A 16,455-nucleotide genomic window follows, 5' to 3' on the forward strand; every position below is an offset into this window, starting at 1 on the left:
CATAAAAAAGGCGCTGCAAGCGCCTTTTTTATTGCCATGAAATGGTCATTCATTACGATGCACGACGCTTAGCCTCTAAAGCACGGCGTTTATCACGTGCTATTGGGGTAATTTCTGCGGCTAAGTCTTTTTCCAAGCCTAATATGAAATACAACTCTGCCATCAAAAAGAATGGCCCAATCAGAAGCTGATTGAGATCATCCATAAAAGCAGGTTTAGCCTTTTCATATTTATGGCCAATAAACTGAATAACCCAGCCAATAATAAAAATACTAATGGCAATGATAAAAGGATGTGAGGTATGAACAACCAGCTCTGTGGTGTATAACACCGGCACAATGAACAATACTAATCCAAACGCCAGGCGCATATGAAGTGCCATATAGTAACCCAATACCACCACAGCTAATATCATCGCAACACTCACTTGATAATCTTGCCATGCAAAGCGAAGAGTCCCCAGCATCAAAAATGCCGACCAAATAATCATAGGAACGCCGACAAAATGCGTCTTTATATTTTGTGGATTTAAGTGCACGCTTTTATAAGTTGAAAGTTGTTCTACTGCCGATTTCATTTTTGATTCTCTCTAGTTAACCTCAGCTCAAAAGAAGGAATGAGGTAGGTAAACTGGCATCATGATATTCGATCTAATTCATATCTAGTGGATCATTTTTGCTAACAATCCGTATTGATTTACCAATATTAATCTAGTGTGATGTCGTCGTATTAGTATAGAAAAAGACTGTTTGATGTCAGTTATCATCTCGTTCTGAGATGAGTTGTTTATATCTTGTTAATCTACCCCACTTACGGCCATTTTAAAAGCTCACAAAAAAGGCGCTAATGCGCCTTTAATAAATAGCCTAATATGGTTCTCATCAACTTTCTAACACCACAGTGGCTACAGCATAATGTTTTTCATCTGCAATACTGATAAAACCATGCTTGCCCGCTAATTGTTCAAGCCGTGCTAGCGCGCCATCGGTAAAACGTACCTGGGGCGCGCCATTATCATCATTGTCGATATGGATATGTTGAAACGACACACCTCTGCCAATTCCTGTGCCTAAGGCTTTTGCTGCAGCTTCTTTGGCGGCAAAACGCTTAGCTAAAAATCGCTCAGGCTGTTTTGATTGCAAGTAAGTAGTAAACTCAGACTCTGTCAGCACTCTTCTGGCTAACTTGTCACCTAGGCGCTCTCGCTGCTCACTGATGCGGGCAATCTCAACAATGTCTGTTCCTATCCCTACAATCGCCATTATTCGCCTCTGCGGCCTTCAAGCATCAACTTCTTCATATCCCGTACTGCAGTGTCCAAACCATCAATAGCGGCTCGAGCAATCACAGCATGACCAATATTAAGCTCATAAAGCTCAGGAATAGCCGCGATAGCCTTAACATTGTGATAATGCAATCCATGCCCAGCATTAACCACTAAACCTTTACTGTGAGCATATTGTGCCATTTCAGTAATACGAGCTAATTCATTTGCCTGCTCAGCATCGGTGATGGCATCAGCATAACAACCAGTATGGATCTCAATATAAGGTGCGCCAGATAACACTGCTGCATCAATTTGAGTTTTATCAGCATCAATAAACAATGACACTTTAATACCTTCTGCAGCCAAACGTGTTACGGCTGAGCGGATTTTTTCTAACTGACCAGCAACATCAAGACCGCCTTCAGTTGTTAGCTCTTCACGCTTCTCTGGGACTAAACATGCATACGCTGGTTTGATATCACAGGCGATAGCGATCATTTCTTCAGTGACAGCAAACTCGAAGTTCATTCTGGTCTTCAATGTCTTTGCCAATAAATACACATCACGATCTTGAATGTGGCGACGATCTTCACGTAAATGTATGGTGATACCATCGGCGCCGGCATGCTCTGCTACTGCAGCTGCGTGTACGGGATCAGGATAATGAGTACCGCGGGCCTGACGCAATGTCGCGATATGATCGATGTTAATGCCTAATAGTATTCCGCTCACATCGAGCTCCTTAAGATAATAAATAACACAATGAGGCACACGATAACCAAAGTTATGCACTAATTTACAAGTGTTTGGTCCATGTGTTGGGTTTAAAATAGATTATATGCTAATCCGATTTGTTACTGAATAACTGCCTACTTAATAACGGCTTATTACCCAACAATGGTGTGAGTAAATAACGCATTAATCCTTTAGCTTGATTAAACTGTTCAGGTTGCAGGTTTTGTGATGCCAATGCTAGCAACATTGCCCCAGATAAACAGCCTTTACCATGAGAAAAAGAGCTTTCTTGAGTGGTTACTACAGGGATAAAACCACTCTCTGCAATAAACCGATAGTGGCAACTGTCATCTAACGAGTCACCTTGGGTGTCATAAGCAAGAGACGGCAACGCACCTAACTCGAGTAATAATGCTATTTCAAAATAACGTAGGTGGCTTGAACAAAACTGTTTCGCTAACGCCAGTAGTGCACGATGATAATCGAGAAAGAGACCTTCAGCTTGGTGATCGACTGACAATAGGCGAACTAATATTTCGTTTAGGTAAAAACCAGAATAAAGACTATTACCGCTCAGCGGCATAGCAGGTGCAGCGGCTTCAATTTGGGTAATATTTTTCAATCCTAAATTTCTGGCTTCGGATTGGGCACTAAATTGGATAATCAGCGGCTGAAAAGGTTGTAAGATACTTTTAATCGACCGTTTACCAGAACCGACTCGAGTAATGGCATCAACACGCCCAACACCTTCTATCAGCAAATTAACGATCACGCTCGATTCACGAAATTGTCGATGATGAAGCACATAGCCACGTTTCATAGTGGCCATGCCTATAAATACTTAATCAATAACGCTAAAGCCAATTTAGCTTTCGCCATAGCCTAAACTTCTCAATGCACGTTCATCATCAGCCCAACCTGATTTCACTTTCACCCACACTTCAAGAAATACTTTATTGTCAAATAAGGTTTCCATATCCAGACGGGATTGCGTTGCAATCGTTCTAATTCGCTCACCCTTATTGCCAATCACCATCCGTTTTTGGCCTTCACGCTCAACCAGAATTAACGCATTAATTTGATAGACGCCATTTTCCATCATTTTAAACTGTTCAATCTCTACCGTTGCGTCGTAAGGAAGTTCATCCCCAAGGAAGCGCATTAGCTTTTCACGGACAATTTCAGATGCCATAAAGCGTTGTGAGCGATCGGTAACATAATCTTCTGGGAAATAAAATGGTGCTTCTGGCAATGATTCACGTGCCATATCCAAAATGCGTTGCACATTGGTGCCTTTACTGGCTGATATTGGCAAAATTTCATCAAAATCAAACTTTTTAGCCAATTCCGTTAAATAAGGGAACAATGATTCCTTATCTTTAATGTTATCAACTTTGTTGATGGCTAAAATGATTTTTCGATCATCATTACGATGTTGAATTTTTTGGAGCACCATCTCATCATCGGCAGTCCACGTCATACCATCAACAACAAAAATAACCATAGCAACATCAGCTAATGAACTGGCAGCTGCACGGTTCATCAAGCGGTTTATCGCACGCTTTTCTTCGATGTGTAGACCAGGTGTATCAATAAATATAATCTGGCTTGGGCCATCGGTATGAATACCCATGATACGGTGACGAGTTGTTTGTGGTTTTTTTGAGGTAATACTCACCTTTTGACCAAGTAACTTGTTCAAAAGCGTTGATTTACCCACATTGGGACGACCGACAATAGCCACCATGCCACAATAAGTTACATCGTATTTGGCTGTGGCCGTTGGTGCTGCTTGGTTCATCCTTGCCAGCAGTTCATCTAAGCTAGGCTCTTGGTTATCACCTGCTGGCAAGTCTGTTTTTTTGGTCATTTATTCAGTAGCTCCAATACCTGAGCAGCGGCAAGCTGTTCAGCTTTTCTTCTTGAACTTGCCACACCGGTGACAACTTTATCTAATTCACTAATTTTACATTCTACGGTGAATGTTTGATCATGCGCTTCACCTTCTACCGCAACAACTTGGTAATCTGGCAATGGCTTTTTAAAACCTTGCAGGTATTCTTGCAAAATTGTCTTCGGATCTTTTTGATTAATACCCGGTTTTATCTCAGCTAAACGCTCTTGATACCATGATAATAATAGCTTACGGCACACTTCAATATCGGCATCAAGGTAAACTGCACCAATAATAGCCTCTACGGCATCCGCTAAAATAGATTCGCGTCTAAAGCCACCGCTTTTGAGTTCACCAGGGCCTAAATACAAATAATCACCTAGCTTGAATTCTTGAGCGATGATTGTCAGTGTGTCACCTTTGACTAAAGTAGCGCGCATACGGCTTAAATCACCTTCAGTCGCCTTTGGAAACTGATGATATAAGGCATCTGAAATAGCTATCGATAAAATCGAATCGCCTAAAAACTCTAAACGCTCATTATGTTTATTTGCTGCGCTGCGATGTGTTAAGGCCTGAATGAGTAATTCAATATTATTAAACTCATACCCTAAAGTACGGCACAACCGCGGCAAATTTTTAATGGGTTCCATCAATGTATTCCACCTACTCTATCAAAACGTACTCCGGTCGGTACCCACGTTGGTAACACATCACTCGGTTTACGATCAAATTCAAAACTAATCCAAATTGCAACGGCTTTACCGACAAGATTCTCTTCCGGTACAAAGCCCCAAAAACGACTATCGGTACTATTATCACGGTTATCACCCATGGCAAAATACATTCCTTGAGGGACAACGAACTCACCAGCAGGAAGACCCGCTTGAGGATAAAAGTGCTGTCTAAAATCAGGGCGCGATGGATTAAGCAAAATATCGTGTTCTACATCGCCTAATTGCTCACTCAAACGAATTAATGGCACGTCATTTTGGCTAAACTCACCACGATTAATTTCTACATGCTCAATCGTATGAGCAGCTGGGCAGTCAGATTTATTGACACACGCTTCTTGGATCATCAGTTGTTTATTACGATAAAATATCTTGTCACCTGGTAAACCAACCACACGCTTTATATAGTCAATTTTTGGGTTTTCAGGGTATTTAAATACAAATACGTCTCCGCGCTCAGGTTCACCGGTTTCAACTAGTTTGCTGCGCCATACAGGATCGCGTAACCCGTAACTAAACTTTTCAACCAGAATGAAATCACCCACTAAGAGTGTCGGCATCATCGAACCAGATGGAATTTGAAATGGCTCATAGATAAAAGATCGTAAAATCATCACAAAGGCGATAACCGGAAAAATCGAATGTGCAGTTTCAACTAACACAGGCTCACGAATGATTTTATCTATCGCATCTGCACTTAACTGAGTTGAGTTAGCTTGTGCTGCTAATAAGCTTTCACGGCGTTTAGGCGCAAAAAATACCACATCAATTAACCAAATAAGTCCACTGACTAAGGTTACGAGCACTAAAATGAGCGAAAAATAGGCTGCCATTACTGATTTATCTCCTGCTAGGTGTGTTGGATCCATATGGCTTGAGCAAAGGCTCAGAATAACTCAATCCAGTATGGTGATTAACGAATAAACATTCACCCAGTTGAGTGTTACAAAATATATAGTAAAAATAACGATAACGCCGCAATACGCGGCGTTTAGTGTCGGTTAATCTTTCAAGGTTGTTTTGGCAGCGAATTGTTGGTCATTTATACAAGGCAGAGGCTTTGTAGTGTAGTTATTCTACATAAAAAGCCGATAACGCAGTAAAAATGGCCAACAAACGTTGCCCGAAGGGTTCGGCTAAAAACGTTTTACTCTTTATTGAGTGATTCTTTGTGAATCAAGTGGTGCTTAGATTACTAGGCAGCAATCCACTCGCCTCGATTAAAACGTTTTTATCTCGAACAAAATTTAACCAGCAAAGATCAACAGGCACTAGCAAACTAAAACAATTAATTATAATTAATCGTTAAGTTTCAATACCGCTAAGAATGCCTCTTGTGGCACTTCAACGTTACCGACTTGCTTCATGCGTTTTTTACCTTCTTTCTGCTTGTTAAGTAGTTTCTTCTTACGTGAAACGTCACCACCATAACACTTAGCGGTTACATCTTTACGTAATGCTTTAATACTTGAACGAGCAATAATCTGACTACCAACAGCAGCCTGAATAGCAATATCAAACATTTGGCGAGGGATCAGTTCTTTCATCTTTTCAACCAATGCCAAACCACGATGACGAATATTACTGCGATGAATAATCATCGCTAATGCATCAACTCTGTCGCCATTGATTAAAATGTCCAGTCGCACCATATCAGCAGGATCAAAACGAATAAAGTTATACTCTAATGACGCATAACCACGACTCGTTGACTTAAGACGGTCAAAGAAATCCATGACCACTTCAGCCATCGGCAAATGATAAGTCACGGCCACTTGATTACCGTGATAAACCATATTGGTTTGCGAACCGCGCTTTTCAATACACAAGGTAATCACGTTACCTAAGTATTCTTTTGGCACTAATATATTGGCTTCAACAATCGGTTCACGAATTTCTTCGATATTATTCAGCGCAGGTAGGCCTGAAGGATTATCGACATAAATCGTTTCACCATTGTTCATGATAACTTCGTACACCACTGTGGGTGCCGTCGTGATCAAATCTAGATTATATTCGCGCTCTAAACGCTCCTGGACAATCTCCATGTGCAGAAGGCCGAGAAAACCTATACGGAAACCAAAACCTAACGCTGATGAAGTTTCAGGTTCAAAAAACAGTGATGCATCATTCAAACTTAATTTATTTAACGCATCACGGAAGCTTTCATATTCATCGGTAGAAATAGGGAATACACCGGCATAAACCTGAGGCTTAACACGTTTAAAGCCTGGAAGAGGTTTGTCCGCGCCATTTTTTGCATGGGTCAAGGTATCACCTACTGGCGCACCGTGAATTTCTTTAATACCAGAAATCACATAACCCACTTCACCTGCACGAAGCTCTGTTTTGTCTTTTTCTTTTGGGGTAAAAATGCCTACGCGATCGGCGTTATAGTTTTGTCCAGTGGACATCACTTTAAATTTTTCGCCTTTCTTAAGTATGCCATTCTTAATACGTACTAAAGAAACAACACCAAGGTATGCATCAAACCATGAGTCAATAATCAACGCTTGTAAAGGCGCAGACTCATCGCCCACTGGCGGAGGAATTTTTGCGATAATTTCCTCTAGTACTAAATCAACGCCAACACCTGTCTTTGCTGAACAACGCACAGCATCCATGGCATCAATGCCAACGATATCTTCAATCTCTGCTGCTACACGGTCTGGTTCAGCCTGAGGTAAGTCAATTTTATTTAATACAGGAACTACGTCTAAATTCATTTCTAGTGCGGTATAGCAGTTTGCTAATGTCTGAGCTTCTACGCCTTGACCAGCATCAACGACTAATAGTGCACCTTCACATGCAGCCAAAGAACGTGATACTTCATAAGAGAAGTCAACGTGGCCTGGTGTATCAATGAAGTTGAGTAGATAAGTGTTACCATCTTTTGCATGGTAATCTAAGGTGACACTTTGGGCTTTGATCGTAATGCCACGCTCACGTTCTAGATCCATTGAATCTAAAACCTGTGCAGCCATTTCACGGTCAGTTAAGCCGCCACATACCTGAATCAGGCGATCGGATAAAGTTGATTTACCATGGTCGATATGGGCAATAATCGAGAAGTTTCTAATGTGTTTCATTATGCTGCAATGACTACTACTAAAATGATGAAAATTAAGGTGGCAAATTGTACCTGATTGGGGGGGTAATACCAATCAGATTAAACAATAGTATCCATTTTGGGGCGATTATTAACCATTACAGGAGGTTTTCGAGGCTCTGTACACACATTTTCAGGTTAAAAGAGATGGTTAAACATGTTACACGGCATCATAGGTCATCAGCATAAATGTGGAAAATATTCACTAACCTGAATTCGGGATAAGAGATGAGAATATGATTATAAAGATCATAAACTTAGAAGTTAACCACTATCAAAATTGTCATTTTTTACTAACAAGGCCAATTGACGCGCGTATATCTGGCCTATTGCAAGTTCATTCAACGCAGTTAGTAAAACAAAGGGCGAGCAGTTTGTTATCCCGAGATCAGGCTAACTAATGACTGGCACTGATAATGCCCACTTCTTGGCCTAAATAGGTAATGATAACGGGTGTGGCGTGAGCCTCTAGTTCAGTGGCGAAGTGCTTACCAATAAAACAGGCAACCAATGCGCCTAATGCACCAAAAGCCATAGCAAAACCATTGGTACTCAATCCTATTCCAGCAGCCAGCATATGCCCTATCATTGCCGATAAAAACAACCCAATTAACGGCAATAAATACACCAATGCAGCCGCTTTAATGATGACGCTTTCAGGTAAACCTATTTTAAGCAAATCACCGCTATGGCAAGGTCTTTCACTCGGTAATGAAAAACGTTGTGTATGAACCGAAAAAGCTTTAGCGATCGTCGATGTGCCACAATTTTCACTGCTGGCACAATGGTTACATGCACTTTTTAATTCAACCTCAACAGTTACCCAGCCTTGTTGATAATCAACCACGCGGGCAATTTCTTCCATCATAGTGGATGTGGATGACTCGGACATGTGGCTCTTCATTTAATCAGCTCAAACCATAAATAAGGATTCAATTTTAGCACAATGCCGCTCATTGGCTAAGCAAGTTTACCGCTAAGCTATATCATTTCTAATTTGCCACTAGAAACACGAAAGCCGTGACACAAAATATTGTTGTCACGGCTTGCTTGTTAACGAGCATTGTTTATTTTAATACTAAACTATTAGCTATCCTGTCTAACGTTTCAGAAGGCACCTTACCGATAGCTACAACCTCAAGCGTACCCACTTTAACAACTACCATAGATAAACCATTACGAATAAGCAGTTCATTGGGCATCGGATTTTCTCCCGCTCGCGCGACATAAACAGAAATATTGGCTAATCCATCCGTTAACGCCACATATTCAACCGGCTCGTGAATACCTATCAAGCGATGATGATCGCGAACAACCACATCAAACCCTTCTGGTAACCAAGTAAATTGCCAGTTTTTACCATCCGTGCGTTCCGCTTGGTTCATCACTGCTGGCCACTCTTGCTTTGCGGCTTCAATTAAAATGTTCGCAGGTTCGGCTAATTCAATCAGCTCAATGACCATGGTTTGTTCAAGTAATTGTTTTTCTTTATTGAGGGAGTCAAAACGTAATGGCAAATAAGTGTCCATATCAATCCACACTTGAGCATCATAACGATTGTCATCATTGGCGAGTAAACGGATCATTTGTCCAGGACGTCCAGCAATACGCCCTCGACCACCAATAACAAACTGATAGCCTTTTTCAAGCTGGCTTAAATCTCCCGCTAAAGCTGCTGGCCAAATTCCCTGAATACGAGGCGCGACCACACTGTAAGCCGGTTGGTCATGTTCTATAAACGTAACCGTATTACCCACTCGCACTGCATTTTTCGGCGGACCATTAAGGTATTCAAGTAAAGCGACTTCTTTATTATCGACAATGCCATGAATGTAAACAAGCGGACGGATATGGTCGGCTTGTAGCTGAATAATAGAGGTTTTGTATTGTTTATCGTGCATTGCTTGGCTCATATTCTTAAGCCAAGCTTTAGCAGATAAATCTTCTTCAGCGTGTGTTGGAAAGGTTAACACTAACAGTGCTAGCAGGATAAGGCGCAAGCTAACTCCTAACATGGTAAGACAAGGTTCTGCCGGCGGATTATGGATTTACCGCGGCATCTTGCACGCTATTATCATCAACAGCAACACCTGGATTCAAGCGTTGTTGTAACATGTGATCTTGGATATAAGCATTAATACGGCGACGCTGTTCTATAACTTGCTCATTAGAATAGCTTTGTTGATTTTGTACCGCACCAGTCTGATAGCTTACCGGTGACACACTCCCCACTAAAGGACGAGTCATTAATACCGGTAACGGTGACTCTGCATCACTGGTTTGGTTATAATTTTGCACCCCAACAATGGCCACCATAGCAACTGTTGCTGCAATAGCATATTGGCCAAACTGTTTGAAAAATGGCACCACGTTTGAACCCACTGCAACTTGCTTTGGAGTGCTAATTGGCTCGACTAATTCACTTTGCTTGGCTTGAGGCATAATAATTGTCGGTTCAAGCTCAATTGCTGCAGTGATGCTAGCAAAAAGGTCTAAGTCAATGGCTGTCGGCAACTCGCCGCGCATTGCATCGCCTATCATGTGATAGCGTTGCCATTCATCATGTGAATCAACGTCGGCAGAAAGCTGCGCCAATGTTTTATCATCGGCTTCACCATCAACTGCTGCAGATACCCACTCTTGACTTGATTTAAGCATTATTCACCTATCTAAGGTTAAGGCTGTTACTTTTCCAGCAAAGGCTGGAGCTGTTTGTCGATTGCTTCTCGAGCACGAAAGATACGCGATCTTACCGTGCCAACAGGGCAATCCATTATATTAGCAATATCTTCATAACTCATTCCTTCTAGCTCTCTGAGCGATATTGCCATTTTTAACTCTTCAGGCAGAGTGTCGAGCGTATCAAAGATCACTTTACTCATTTGATCTTTCATTAATAATCGCTCTGGTGATGCAAACTCTTTTAACGCATCACTGCCTTCATAATATTCTGCATCTTCTATATCAACATCGTTTGCAGGTGCTCTGCGCCCTTGCGATGTAAGATGGTTTTTTGCGGTGTTTACCGCAATACGATACAACCAAGTATAAAATGCACTTTCACCACGAAAATTTGCTAACGCTCTATACGCTTTAATAAAGGCTTCTTGTGTCACATCCGCTACATCCGCTTGATTGCGTACATACCTAGAAATCAAACTCATCACTTTATTTTGATACTTCAGCACTAACAGGTTAAATGCATTTTTATCGCCTTGCTGTACTCGCTCAACTAATTGTTGATCACTATATTGTCCACTCATCCGAGCCGACTACTCCTAAATCTGTAATACTGATTTCTCAGTCGCTCGAATCCTGTTCATATAAGTAGACCTACTGATATGAAGAAAGTTCGATATTGAATTAAAAAAAATTAATTTATTTTACATATAAACAAAATATCTAAGCAAAATCACAATAAAATACGCTGTAAAAGTACCCTGTCGTAGTAATTTGATTTACTATGATCAAACCACATAGCCACACCATGATACCTGATGAAACAAGCAGTTGAACACCAATCTGACATTTTGGTCATCGGCAGCGGTGCTGCAGGACTAACTTTAGCACTACATCTTGCTGAAAAATCAAAAGTAATTCTTCTTTCTAAAGGCCCATTATCAGAAGGGTCAACATTATACGCTCAAGGTGGAATAGCCTCTGTTTTCGATGAAGGCGACACAATTGAGTCCCACGTCAACGATACCTTAATCGCTGGCGCCGGATTATGCGATAAATCAGTTGTGACCTACACCGCAGAAAATGCCAAAAGTGCAATGCAATGGTTAATTAATTGTGGCGTGGCATTTGATAAAGAAGAAACCTTAGCTGGAGTCGATAATAGTACAGCCCCCTACCACCTAACCCGTGAAGGTGGACATAGCCATCGTCGTATTCTGCATTCTGCCGATGCTACCGGTAAAGCGGTACAAACTACATTACAAGAACGTGCAATCGCTCACCCAAACATACAAGTGCTTGAACGTTACAATGCGATTGATTTAATCACCACGCGTAAATTGCATCGACCGGGTAACCGTGTGCTTGGTGCTTATGTGTGGAATCGCGATGAGGAACATGTAGAAACCGTCAGAGCCAAATTTGTTGCGTTAGCAACTGGCGGCAGCTCAAAAGTGTACCAATACACCTCGAATCCTGATATTGCCAGTGGCGATGGTATTGCAATGGCATGGCGCGCAGGTTGTCGAATTGCCAATATGGAATTTAATCAATTCCATCCAACGTGTTTATTTCACCCTAATGCCAGAAACTTCTTGTTAACGGAAGCATTACGCGGTGAAGGAGCTTATTTACGTCGTCCTGATGGCAGCCGTTTTATGCCCGATTTCGACGAAAGAGCTGAACTCGCTCCTCGCGATATTGTTGCTCGCGCCATTGATTATGAAATGAAACGTTTAGGTGTTGATTGTGTGTATTTAGATATCAGCCATAAACCTGCTGACTTTATCATTAAACACTTTCCAACCATTTATCAACGTTGTCTTGAATTGGGTATTGATATCACCAAAGACCCAATTCCAGCGGTTCCAGCGGCACACTATACATGTGGTGGTGTGATGACTGACCTTCATGGTCAAACCGATATTAATGGCTTATATGCTATTGGCGAAGTGGCTTACACAGGCTTACATGGCGCTAATAGACTGGCGAGCAATTCACTACTGGAGTGTTTAGTCTTTGCCCGTGCGGCCTCACAAGATATTGAAGGTTTGTTGCATAAAATACCGATGCCTTGCCCAATACCTTTATGGGACGAGAGCAAAGTAACTAACTCTGATGAAGAAGTCGTTATTGCCCATAATTGGCACGAACTGCGCCTATTTATGTGGGATTACGTCGGTATTGTCAGAACAGATAAACGATTAGAACGAGCACTACGAAGATGTTTGATGCTTCAACAAGAGATTGAAGAGTACTATTCAAACTTCCGTGTCAGTAACAATTTATTAGAGCTGCGTAATTTGGTGCAAGTTGCAGAATTAATTATTCGATGTGCAATGGAACGTAAAGAAAGTCGAGGCCTTCATTATAATATTGATTATCCTGAACAAATCGACAATCCTAAACCAACCATTTTACAACCGAGCAGTTAAACGCTGTCAACGTCACTCAACTTCACGTCATTAATGGCTTAATAATAGACGACACAGATTACGATATGCTGTGTCGTCTAACATATCACTCCATACCAGCAATACTCTGTTCTCGCCCGTTTGAAGATGTTGTAAATAAATAATGCACATTAATGGACTAATAAACGGTTTTTTAGTGAGTGTTATTTTATTGAGACTTCCATTTTCACCTTGCAATAATGTACCAGCCCCCTTGTCACCTAAAGTAAGCAAACAACGCCAACTAGATACTCTGCGCCAGCTGTAAAAAAAAATGATGATAATGGTAACGAATAACAACATTTGAATGGCGTGGTATATCAAGGAAGGATAATAAGGCCAAGCTAAAAAGCTCGTTAATACAACAGCAAACGATACCACTAAGGCACCACGCTGCAAAAATGAAGCACTCAATGCAAATTGTTGCATATGAGTGCTAGTACTGACCAATACATCAACAGGCGGGTTAAGGTGCTGCTCTTCCACGGACTTTGATTATCATATTGGCGAACAATGGATCTGAACATTGTTCATGGCCCATAAACCAAGCAAATAACTCCGGATCTTCACACTCTAATAAACGAATAAAAGTGTTTTTATCATCATCGCTCATGGCTTCGTATTGGGCTTCGACAAAGGGTTGAAACAATATATCTAATTCTAACATTCCGCGGCGGCATGCCCAGCGTACACGAGCTATATTCATTAATTCCAACACAAATCTCCTGATGTCTATATCACAAGCTAGCTTATACGGTTTTCAAAATCTTGTACTTGTAGATCTCGTCCTGCAAATAAATCACTAAAATCCGTTGCCAGTAATGATTTTACCGCCGGATGTTGGATCATTCGCTCAGCGAACATCACATGGTACTCTTCTTTAATATCGGTGGTTTCACCAAGTAACACCATACCTTGAGAGAGTATATCATGACGATAAATAGACGGTGCGACAAAAATTCCCTGATTAAAATAGCCGAATGCTTTCATCATTTCGGCATCGTCAAATTCACCCAAGATACTAACATTAAGACTTTTTTCAGCAAACCAACCGTGTAACTGTTGTCCTAATGATGTCCGCTTACCCGGTATGAGTAATTTACGCTGCTCAAGACAAGCGGGAAAAGGGACTGGAATCGCTTCAGCCGAGAAGAAACTGACACCACATTCACCAAGCTTTTTCGATAAAATTTCAGGGAATTTCAACGAGCCGCCAGCGCAATCAGATAAAATCATGTCAAGCTTATGCTCACGTAAACGCTCAATAAGGCTATCGTGGGTTGATTCATAACACGCCAAATGAACCGAACCATCATCTGGAATAACAGTTAACAACACTCTACTCACTAAAGCTTTAGATAAAGCATCGGCAATACCTACCTCAAACAGCAGTGAATCATCTTTTTGATAATTAAGTATATCGAGCATTTCATAGCTCAAGCTAAACATTTTATCGGCATAACGAAATACTAATTCGCCCAACTCTGTAGCAACTAAGTTACGACCAACACGCTTAAATAACGTGCCTTTTAATCGCTCTTCTAATGCACGAATTTGTCCCGTTATGGTTTGCGGGGCCAAACACAATGCTTCAGCCGCTTTAGTCACTGAGCCTTTTTTTTGTACCATCCAAAAATAATATAAATGGTTATAATTTAAATGCTGCATATCAATCATTAACCTAACAAAATTTACTCACACTACTATAGCAAATAAACCGCTACTTCTATTGCTCATTAATCTATACCAATCAACGACAATATTAGTTCACCATAGATAGTTCACCATATGATTAGCCAAGATTAGTCATAAAAAAACGCAGCCAAATGGCTGCGTTAAGTAAAGACGTAGTTACTGACTCCGTCGGCAATCCATCAAACTAGTGATCACTGACTCAAGCTCATCACTGTTATTGACATTGTTCAACGACACCTGCTCTGTGAGTGCTGATACAATTTCAGATTTCACCGGTATATGACTAGCGCAATAATTCAAATTCGCCGATTGATAACGTTTTCCTGCTCGGTATTTTAGTGCTCTTGACTCGTAATCGTTAGGATCTATTCTTTTCTTTGCCAAATCATCACGATACATTAGTGCACCATCTACCACACCTTCTAGATAACTTTGGCAAGTCGGTGAATCAGATGATTCTAAACAAACATTAAATGATTCAGCCGATACAGGAATAACAAAACTGGTCAGTAGTATTCCAAAGGTTAATTTATTCAATTTCATGATTTTACTCCATTTTCAGGCAGTACCTTGGCCAACCAAAAGTAGCCAATCACAGCCGCAAATAACGATCCTGTTAAAATACCTAGTCTTGCATAATCACCAAATGCAGCGGGTGAGTTCTCAAATGCTAACGAAGCAATAAACACCGACATGGTAAAGCCGATACCACACATAACAGCAACCGGTATGATATGCCTCCAACCAATCCCAGGTGGTAGTTCAGCTAACTTAAGTTTTACTGCTAAATAACTAAATAACAGCACCCCGATCGGCTTACCCAACAACAGACCCATGATGATACCTAGGGTGATAGGTTCAGCAAATGTATCAAATGACATATTAGTTAATGACAGACCAGCGTTGGCAAAAGCAAATACCGGCAGGATCATAAAGGTGCTCCAAGGGTGCAACTTATGCTCTAAATGCTCAGATGGCGAGGAACCATCTTTTGCTCTAAGTGGAATACAAAATGCAATAATCACTCCGGCCAATGTCGCATGTACTCCAGACTTCAATACAGCAACCCAAAGAATAAAACCGAGTAAACCGTAAGGCAGAATTGAACTGACTCCTTTCCTGTTCAGTGCGACCATCAGCACGATCGATACCGCGGCAATAACCAAACTAAGCATTGATAAATCAGTGCTGTAAAACAGAGCAATAATAACAATGACTCCTAGATCGTCAATAATTGCCAGTGCTAACAAAAACACTTTTAACGCCACGGGCACACGACTACCGAGCAGTGCCATAATACCTAGCGCAAAGGCGATATCAGTAGCAGCAGGAATAGCCCATCCGATCTGAGTTTCTGGGTTTGAGTAATTAAATGCTAAGTAAAATAATGCCGGAAACACCATGCCACCAATCGCAGCAAAGCTGGGCAATGATGCCTTAGCTACGCTCGATAGCGCACCTTCAAGTAATTCACGCTTTACTTCTAAACCGATTAATAAAAAGAATAATGCCATCAAGCCATCATTGATCCACAGTAAAAGCGGCTTATCGATATCAAGATCACCTACTCTAAGCTGCACTTCGGTGCCTAAGAAATCTTGATATACACCCGCTAACGGTGAATTGGCTAAAATCATCGCCAATGCGACGGCAACGATTAATAAAATGCCACCCGCAGACTCTTGGCTTAAGAAGTTCTTAATTGCTCGTTCCATATAACACTCCTAAAAAAACAATGGGATCAGTCTATCTGATATGTTCAAACAATAATAATCGATTGTTTCTTGATGTTAACTCGGCTTAACCGAGGTGTCGATCGTAAAGTTAGCTCTAAAAGTAAAAATAATTAATTGAACCTGCATTTCATTTGGCAATGATTTGCCGGCCTT

At 41.1% G+C, this 16,455-nt stretch carries 18 protein-coding genes; 1 reads left to right on the forward strand and 17 read right to left on the reverse strand.

All coding sequences use genetic code 11. The features are described from left to right. Window positions 1-52 precede the first annotated feature (52 nt). The 12 genes from AAEY97_RS11455 to rpoE all read right to left on the reverse strand — a co-directional run bounded on the left by AAEY97_RS11455 (window position 53) and on the right by rpoE (window position 11,002). The gene (locus AAEY97_RS11455; protein WP_162023685.1) at window positions 53-577 is read right to left on the reverse strand and encodes an Mpo1 family 2-hydroxy fatty acid dioxygenase; all 525 of its coding nucleotides are present in this window, start codon (window positions 575-577) and stop codon (window positions 53-55) included. A 304-nt stretch (window positions 578-881) separates the two neighbouring features. Beyond that, window positions 882-1,262 carry a holo-ACP synthase gene (gene acpS / locus AAEY97_RS11460; protein ID WP_350998920.1) on the reverse strand — a complete coding sequence of 127 codons (381 nt, stop codon included), beginning with the start codon at window positions 1,260-1,262 and terminating at the stop codon, window positions 882-884. Continuing rightward, complete coding sequence (pdxJ, locus tag AAEY97_RS11465) at window positions 1,262-1,999, reverse strand: pyridoxine 5'-phosphate synthase (protein WP_162023686.1); 738 nt, start codon at window positions 1,997-1,999, stop codon at window positions 1,262-1,264. Before pdxJ ends, acpS begins: the two co-directional genes overlap by 1 nt. A 109-nt stretch (window positions 2,000-2,108) precedes the next feature. After that, on the reverse strand, window positions 2,109-2,822 hold the full coding sequence (gene recO, locus AAEY97_RS11470; RefSeq protein ID WP_350998970.1) for a DNA repair protein RecO: 714 nt from the start codon (window positions 2,820-2,822) through the stop codon (window positions 2,109-2,111). 45 nt (window positions 2,823-2,867) lie between these two features. After that, a complete protein-coding gene (gene era, locus AAEY97_RS11475) occupies window positions 2,868-3,872 on the reverse strand; it encodes a GTPase Era (protein ID WP_101086352.1) in 1,005 nt (334 codons plus the stop codon). Further along, the gene (gene rnc / locus AAEY97_RS11480; RefSeq protein ID WP_101086351.1) at window positions 3,869-4,549 is read right to left on the reverse strand and encodes a ribonuclease III; all 681 of its coding nucleotides are present in this window, start codon (window positions 4,547-4,549) and stop codon (window positions 3,869-3,871) included. The genes era and rnc overlap by 4 nt, the downstream gene beginning before the upstream one ends. Further along, window positions 4,549-5,463 (reverse strand): signal peptidase I, encoded by a 915-nt coding sequence (lepB, locus tag AAEY97_RS11485; protein ID WP_101086350.1) that lies wholly within the window; start codon window positions 5,461-5,463, stop codon window positions 4,549-4,551. The genes rnc and lepB overlap by 1 nt, the downstream gene beginning before the upstream one ends. A 465-nt stretch (window positions 5,464-5,928) precedes the next feature. Next, window positions 5,929-7,719, reverse strand: a complete 1,791-nt coding sequence (gene lepA / locus AAEY97_RS11490) for a translation elongation factor 4 (protein ID WP_101086349.1) — start codon at window positions 7,717-7,719, stop codon at window positions 5,929-5,931. A 417-nt stretch (window positions 7,720-8,136) separates the two neighbouring features. After that, complete coding sequence (locus AAEY97_RS11495; RefSeq protein WP_335692754.1) at window positions 8,137-8,607, reverse strand: SoxR reducing system RseC family protein; 471 nt, start codon at window positions 8,605-8,607, stop codon at window positions 8,137-8,139. 199 nt (window positions 8,608-8,806) lie between these two features. Then, complete coding sequence (locus tag AAEY97_RS11500) at window positions 8,807-9,739, reverse strand: MucB/RseB C-terminal domain-containing protein (protein ID WP_350998923.1); 933 nt, start codon at window positions 9,737-9,739, stop codon at window positions 8,807-8,809. Between the two features lie 40 nt (window positions 9,740-9,779). Next, complete coding sequence (locus tag AAEY97_RS11505) at window positions 9,780-10,397, reverse strand: sigma-E factor negative regulatory protein (RefSeq protein ID WP_350998926.1); 618 nt, start codon at window positions 10,395-10,397, stop codon at window positions 9,780-9,782. A 26-nt stretch (window positions 10,398-10,423) separates the two neighbouring features. Further along, window positions 10,424-11,002, reverse strand: a complete 579-nt coding sequence (rpoE, locus tag AAEY97_RS11510) for an RNA polymerase sigma factor RpoE (RefSeq protein WP_011638383.1) — start codon at window positions 11,000-11,002, stop codon at window positions 10,424-10,426. A gap of 234 nt (window positions 11,003-11,236) precedes the next feature. On the opposite strand from rpoE, the gene nadB reads away from it, so the two are divergent. Further along, on the forward strand, window positions 11,237-12,853 hold the full coding sequence (nadB, locus tag AAEY97_RS11515) for an L-aspartate oxidase (protein ID WP_101086345.1): 1,617 nt from the start codon (window positions 11,237-11,239) through the stop codon (window positions 12,851-12,853). Window positions 12,854-12,883: 30 nt separating this feature from the next. On the opposite strand, the gene AAEY97_RS11520 is transcribed toward nadB, so the two are convergent. From AAEY97_RS11520 to nhaA, 5 genes are all read right to left on the reverse strand, one after another. Beyond that, window positions 12,884-13,357 (reverse strand): protein YgfX, encoded by a 474-nt coding sequence (locus tag AAEY97_RS11520; RefSeq protein ID WP_350998929.1) that lies wholly within the window; start codon window positions 13,355-13,357, stop codon window positions 12,884-12,886. After that, on the reverse strand, window positions 13,338-13,586 hold the full coding sequence (locus AAEY97_RS11525; RefSeq protein WP_192114398.1) for an FAD assembly factor SdhE: 249 nt from the start codon (window positions 13,584-13,586) through the stop codon (window positions 13,338-13,340). The genes AAEY97_RS11520 and AAEY97_RS11525 overlap by 20 nt, the downstream gene beginning before the upstream one ends. A gap of 29 nt (window positions 13,587-13,615) precedes the next feature. Continuing rightward, entirely contained in the window at window positions 13,616-14,539 is a 924-nt protein-coding gene (nhaR, locus tag AAEY97_RS11530; protein WP_101087191.1) for a transcriptional activator NhaR, read from the reverse strand. 183 nt (window positions 14,540-14,722) lie between these two features. Continuing rightward, the gene (locus tag AAEY97_RS11535; RefSeq protein WP_101086342.1) at window positions 14,723-15,109 is read right to left on the reverse strand and encodes a hypothetical protein; all 387 of its coding nucleotides are present in this window, start codon (window positions 15,107-15,109) and stop codon (window positions 14,723-14,725) included. Further along, window positions 15,106-16,281 carry a Na+/H+ antiporter NhaA gene (gene nhaA, locus AAEY97_RS11540; RefSeq protein WP_101086341.1) on the reverse strand — a complete coding sequence of 392 codons (1,176 nt, stop codon included), beginning with the start codon at window positions 16,279-16,281 and terminating at the stop codon, window positions 15,106-15,108. The genes AAEY97_RS11535 and nhaA overlap by 4 nt, the downstream gene beginning before the upstream one ends. Window positions 16,282-16,455: the final 174 nt, after the last annotated feature.

This window comes from Shewanella sp. TB7-MNA-CIBAN-0143 (assembly GCF_040310065.1).
Lineage (GTDB): Bacteria > Pseudomonadota > Gammaproteobacteria > Enterobacterales > Shewanellaceae > Shewanella.

Coding starts and splice junctions, on each gene's coding strand:
- AAEY97_RS11455 (WP_162023685.1), bottom strand. CDS start 577: ATGAAATCGGCAGTAGAACAACTTTCAACTTATAAAAGCGTGCACTTA.
- acpS (WP_350998920.1), bottom strand. CDS start 1,262: ATGGCGATTGTAGGGATAGGAACAGACATTGTTGAGATTGCCCGCATC.
- recO (WP_350998970.1), bottom strand. CDS start 2,822: ATGAAACGTGGCTATGTGCTTCATCATCGACAATTTCGTGAATCGAGC.
- era (WP_101086352.1), bottom strand. CDS start 3,872: ATGACCAAAAAAACAGACTTGCCAGCAGGTGATAACCAAGAGCCTAGC.
- rnc (WP_101086351.1), bottom strand. CDS start 4,549: ATGGAACCCATTAAAAATTTGCCGCGGTTGTGCCGTACTTTAGGGTAT.
- lepB (WP_101086350.1), bottom strand. CDS start 5,463: ATGGCAGCCTATTTTTCGCTCATTTTAGTGCTCGTAACCTTAGTCAGT.
- lepA (WP_101086349.1), bottom strand. CDS start 7,719: ATGAAACACATTAGAAACTTCTCGATTATTGCCCATATCGACCATGGT.
- AAEY97_RS11495 (WP_335692754.1), bottom strand. CDS start 8,607: ATGATGGAAGAAATTGCCCGCGTGGTTGATTATCAACAAGGCTGGGTA.
- AAEY97_RS11505 (WP_350998926.1), bottom strand. CDS start 10,397: ATGCTTAAATCAAGTCAAGAGTGGGTATCTGCAGCAGTTGATGGTGAA.
- rpoE (WP_011638383.1), bottom strand. CDS start 11,002: ATGAGTGGACAATATAGTGATCAACAATTAGTTGAGCGAGTACAGCAA.
- nadB (WP_101086345.1), top strand. CDS start 11,237: ATGAAACAAGCAGTTGAACACCAATCTGACATTTTGGTCATCGGCAGC.
- nhaR (WP_101087191.1), bottom strand. CDS start 14,539: ATGCAGCATTTAAATTATAACCATTTATATTATTTTTGGATGGTACAA.
- AAEY97_RS11535 (WP_101086342.1), bottom strand. CDS start 15,109: ATGAAATTGAATAAATTAACCTTTGGAATACTACTGACCAGTTTTGTT.
- nhaA (WP_101086341.1), bottom strand. CDS start 16,281: ATGGAACGAGCAATTAAGAACTTCTTAAGCCAAGAGTCTGCGGGTGGC.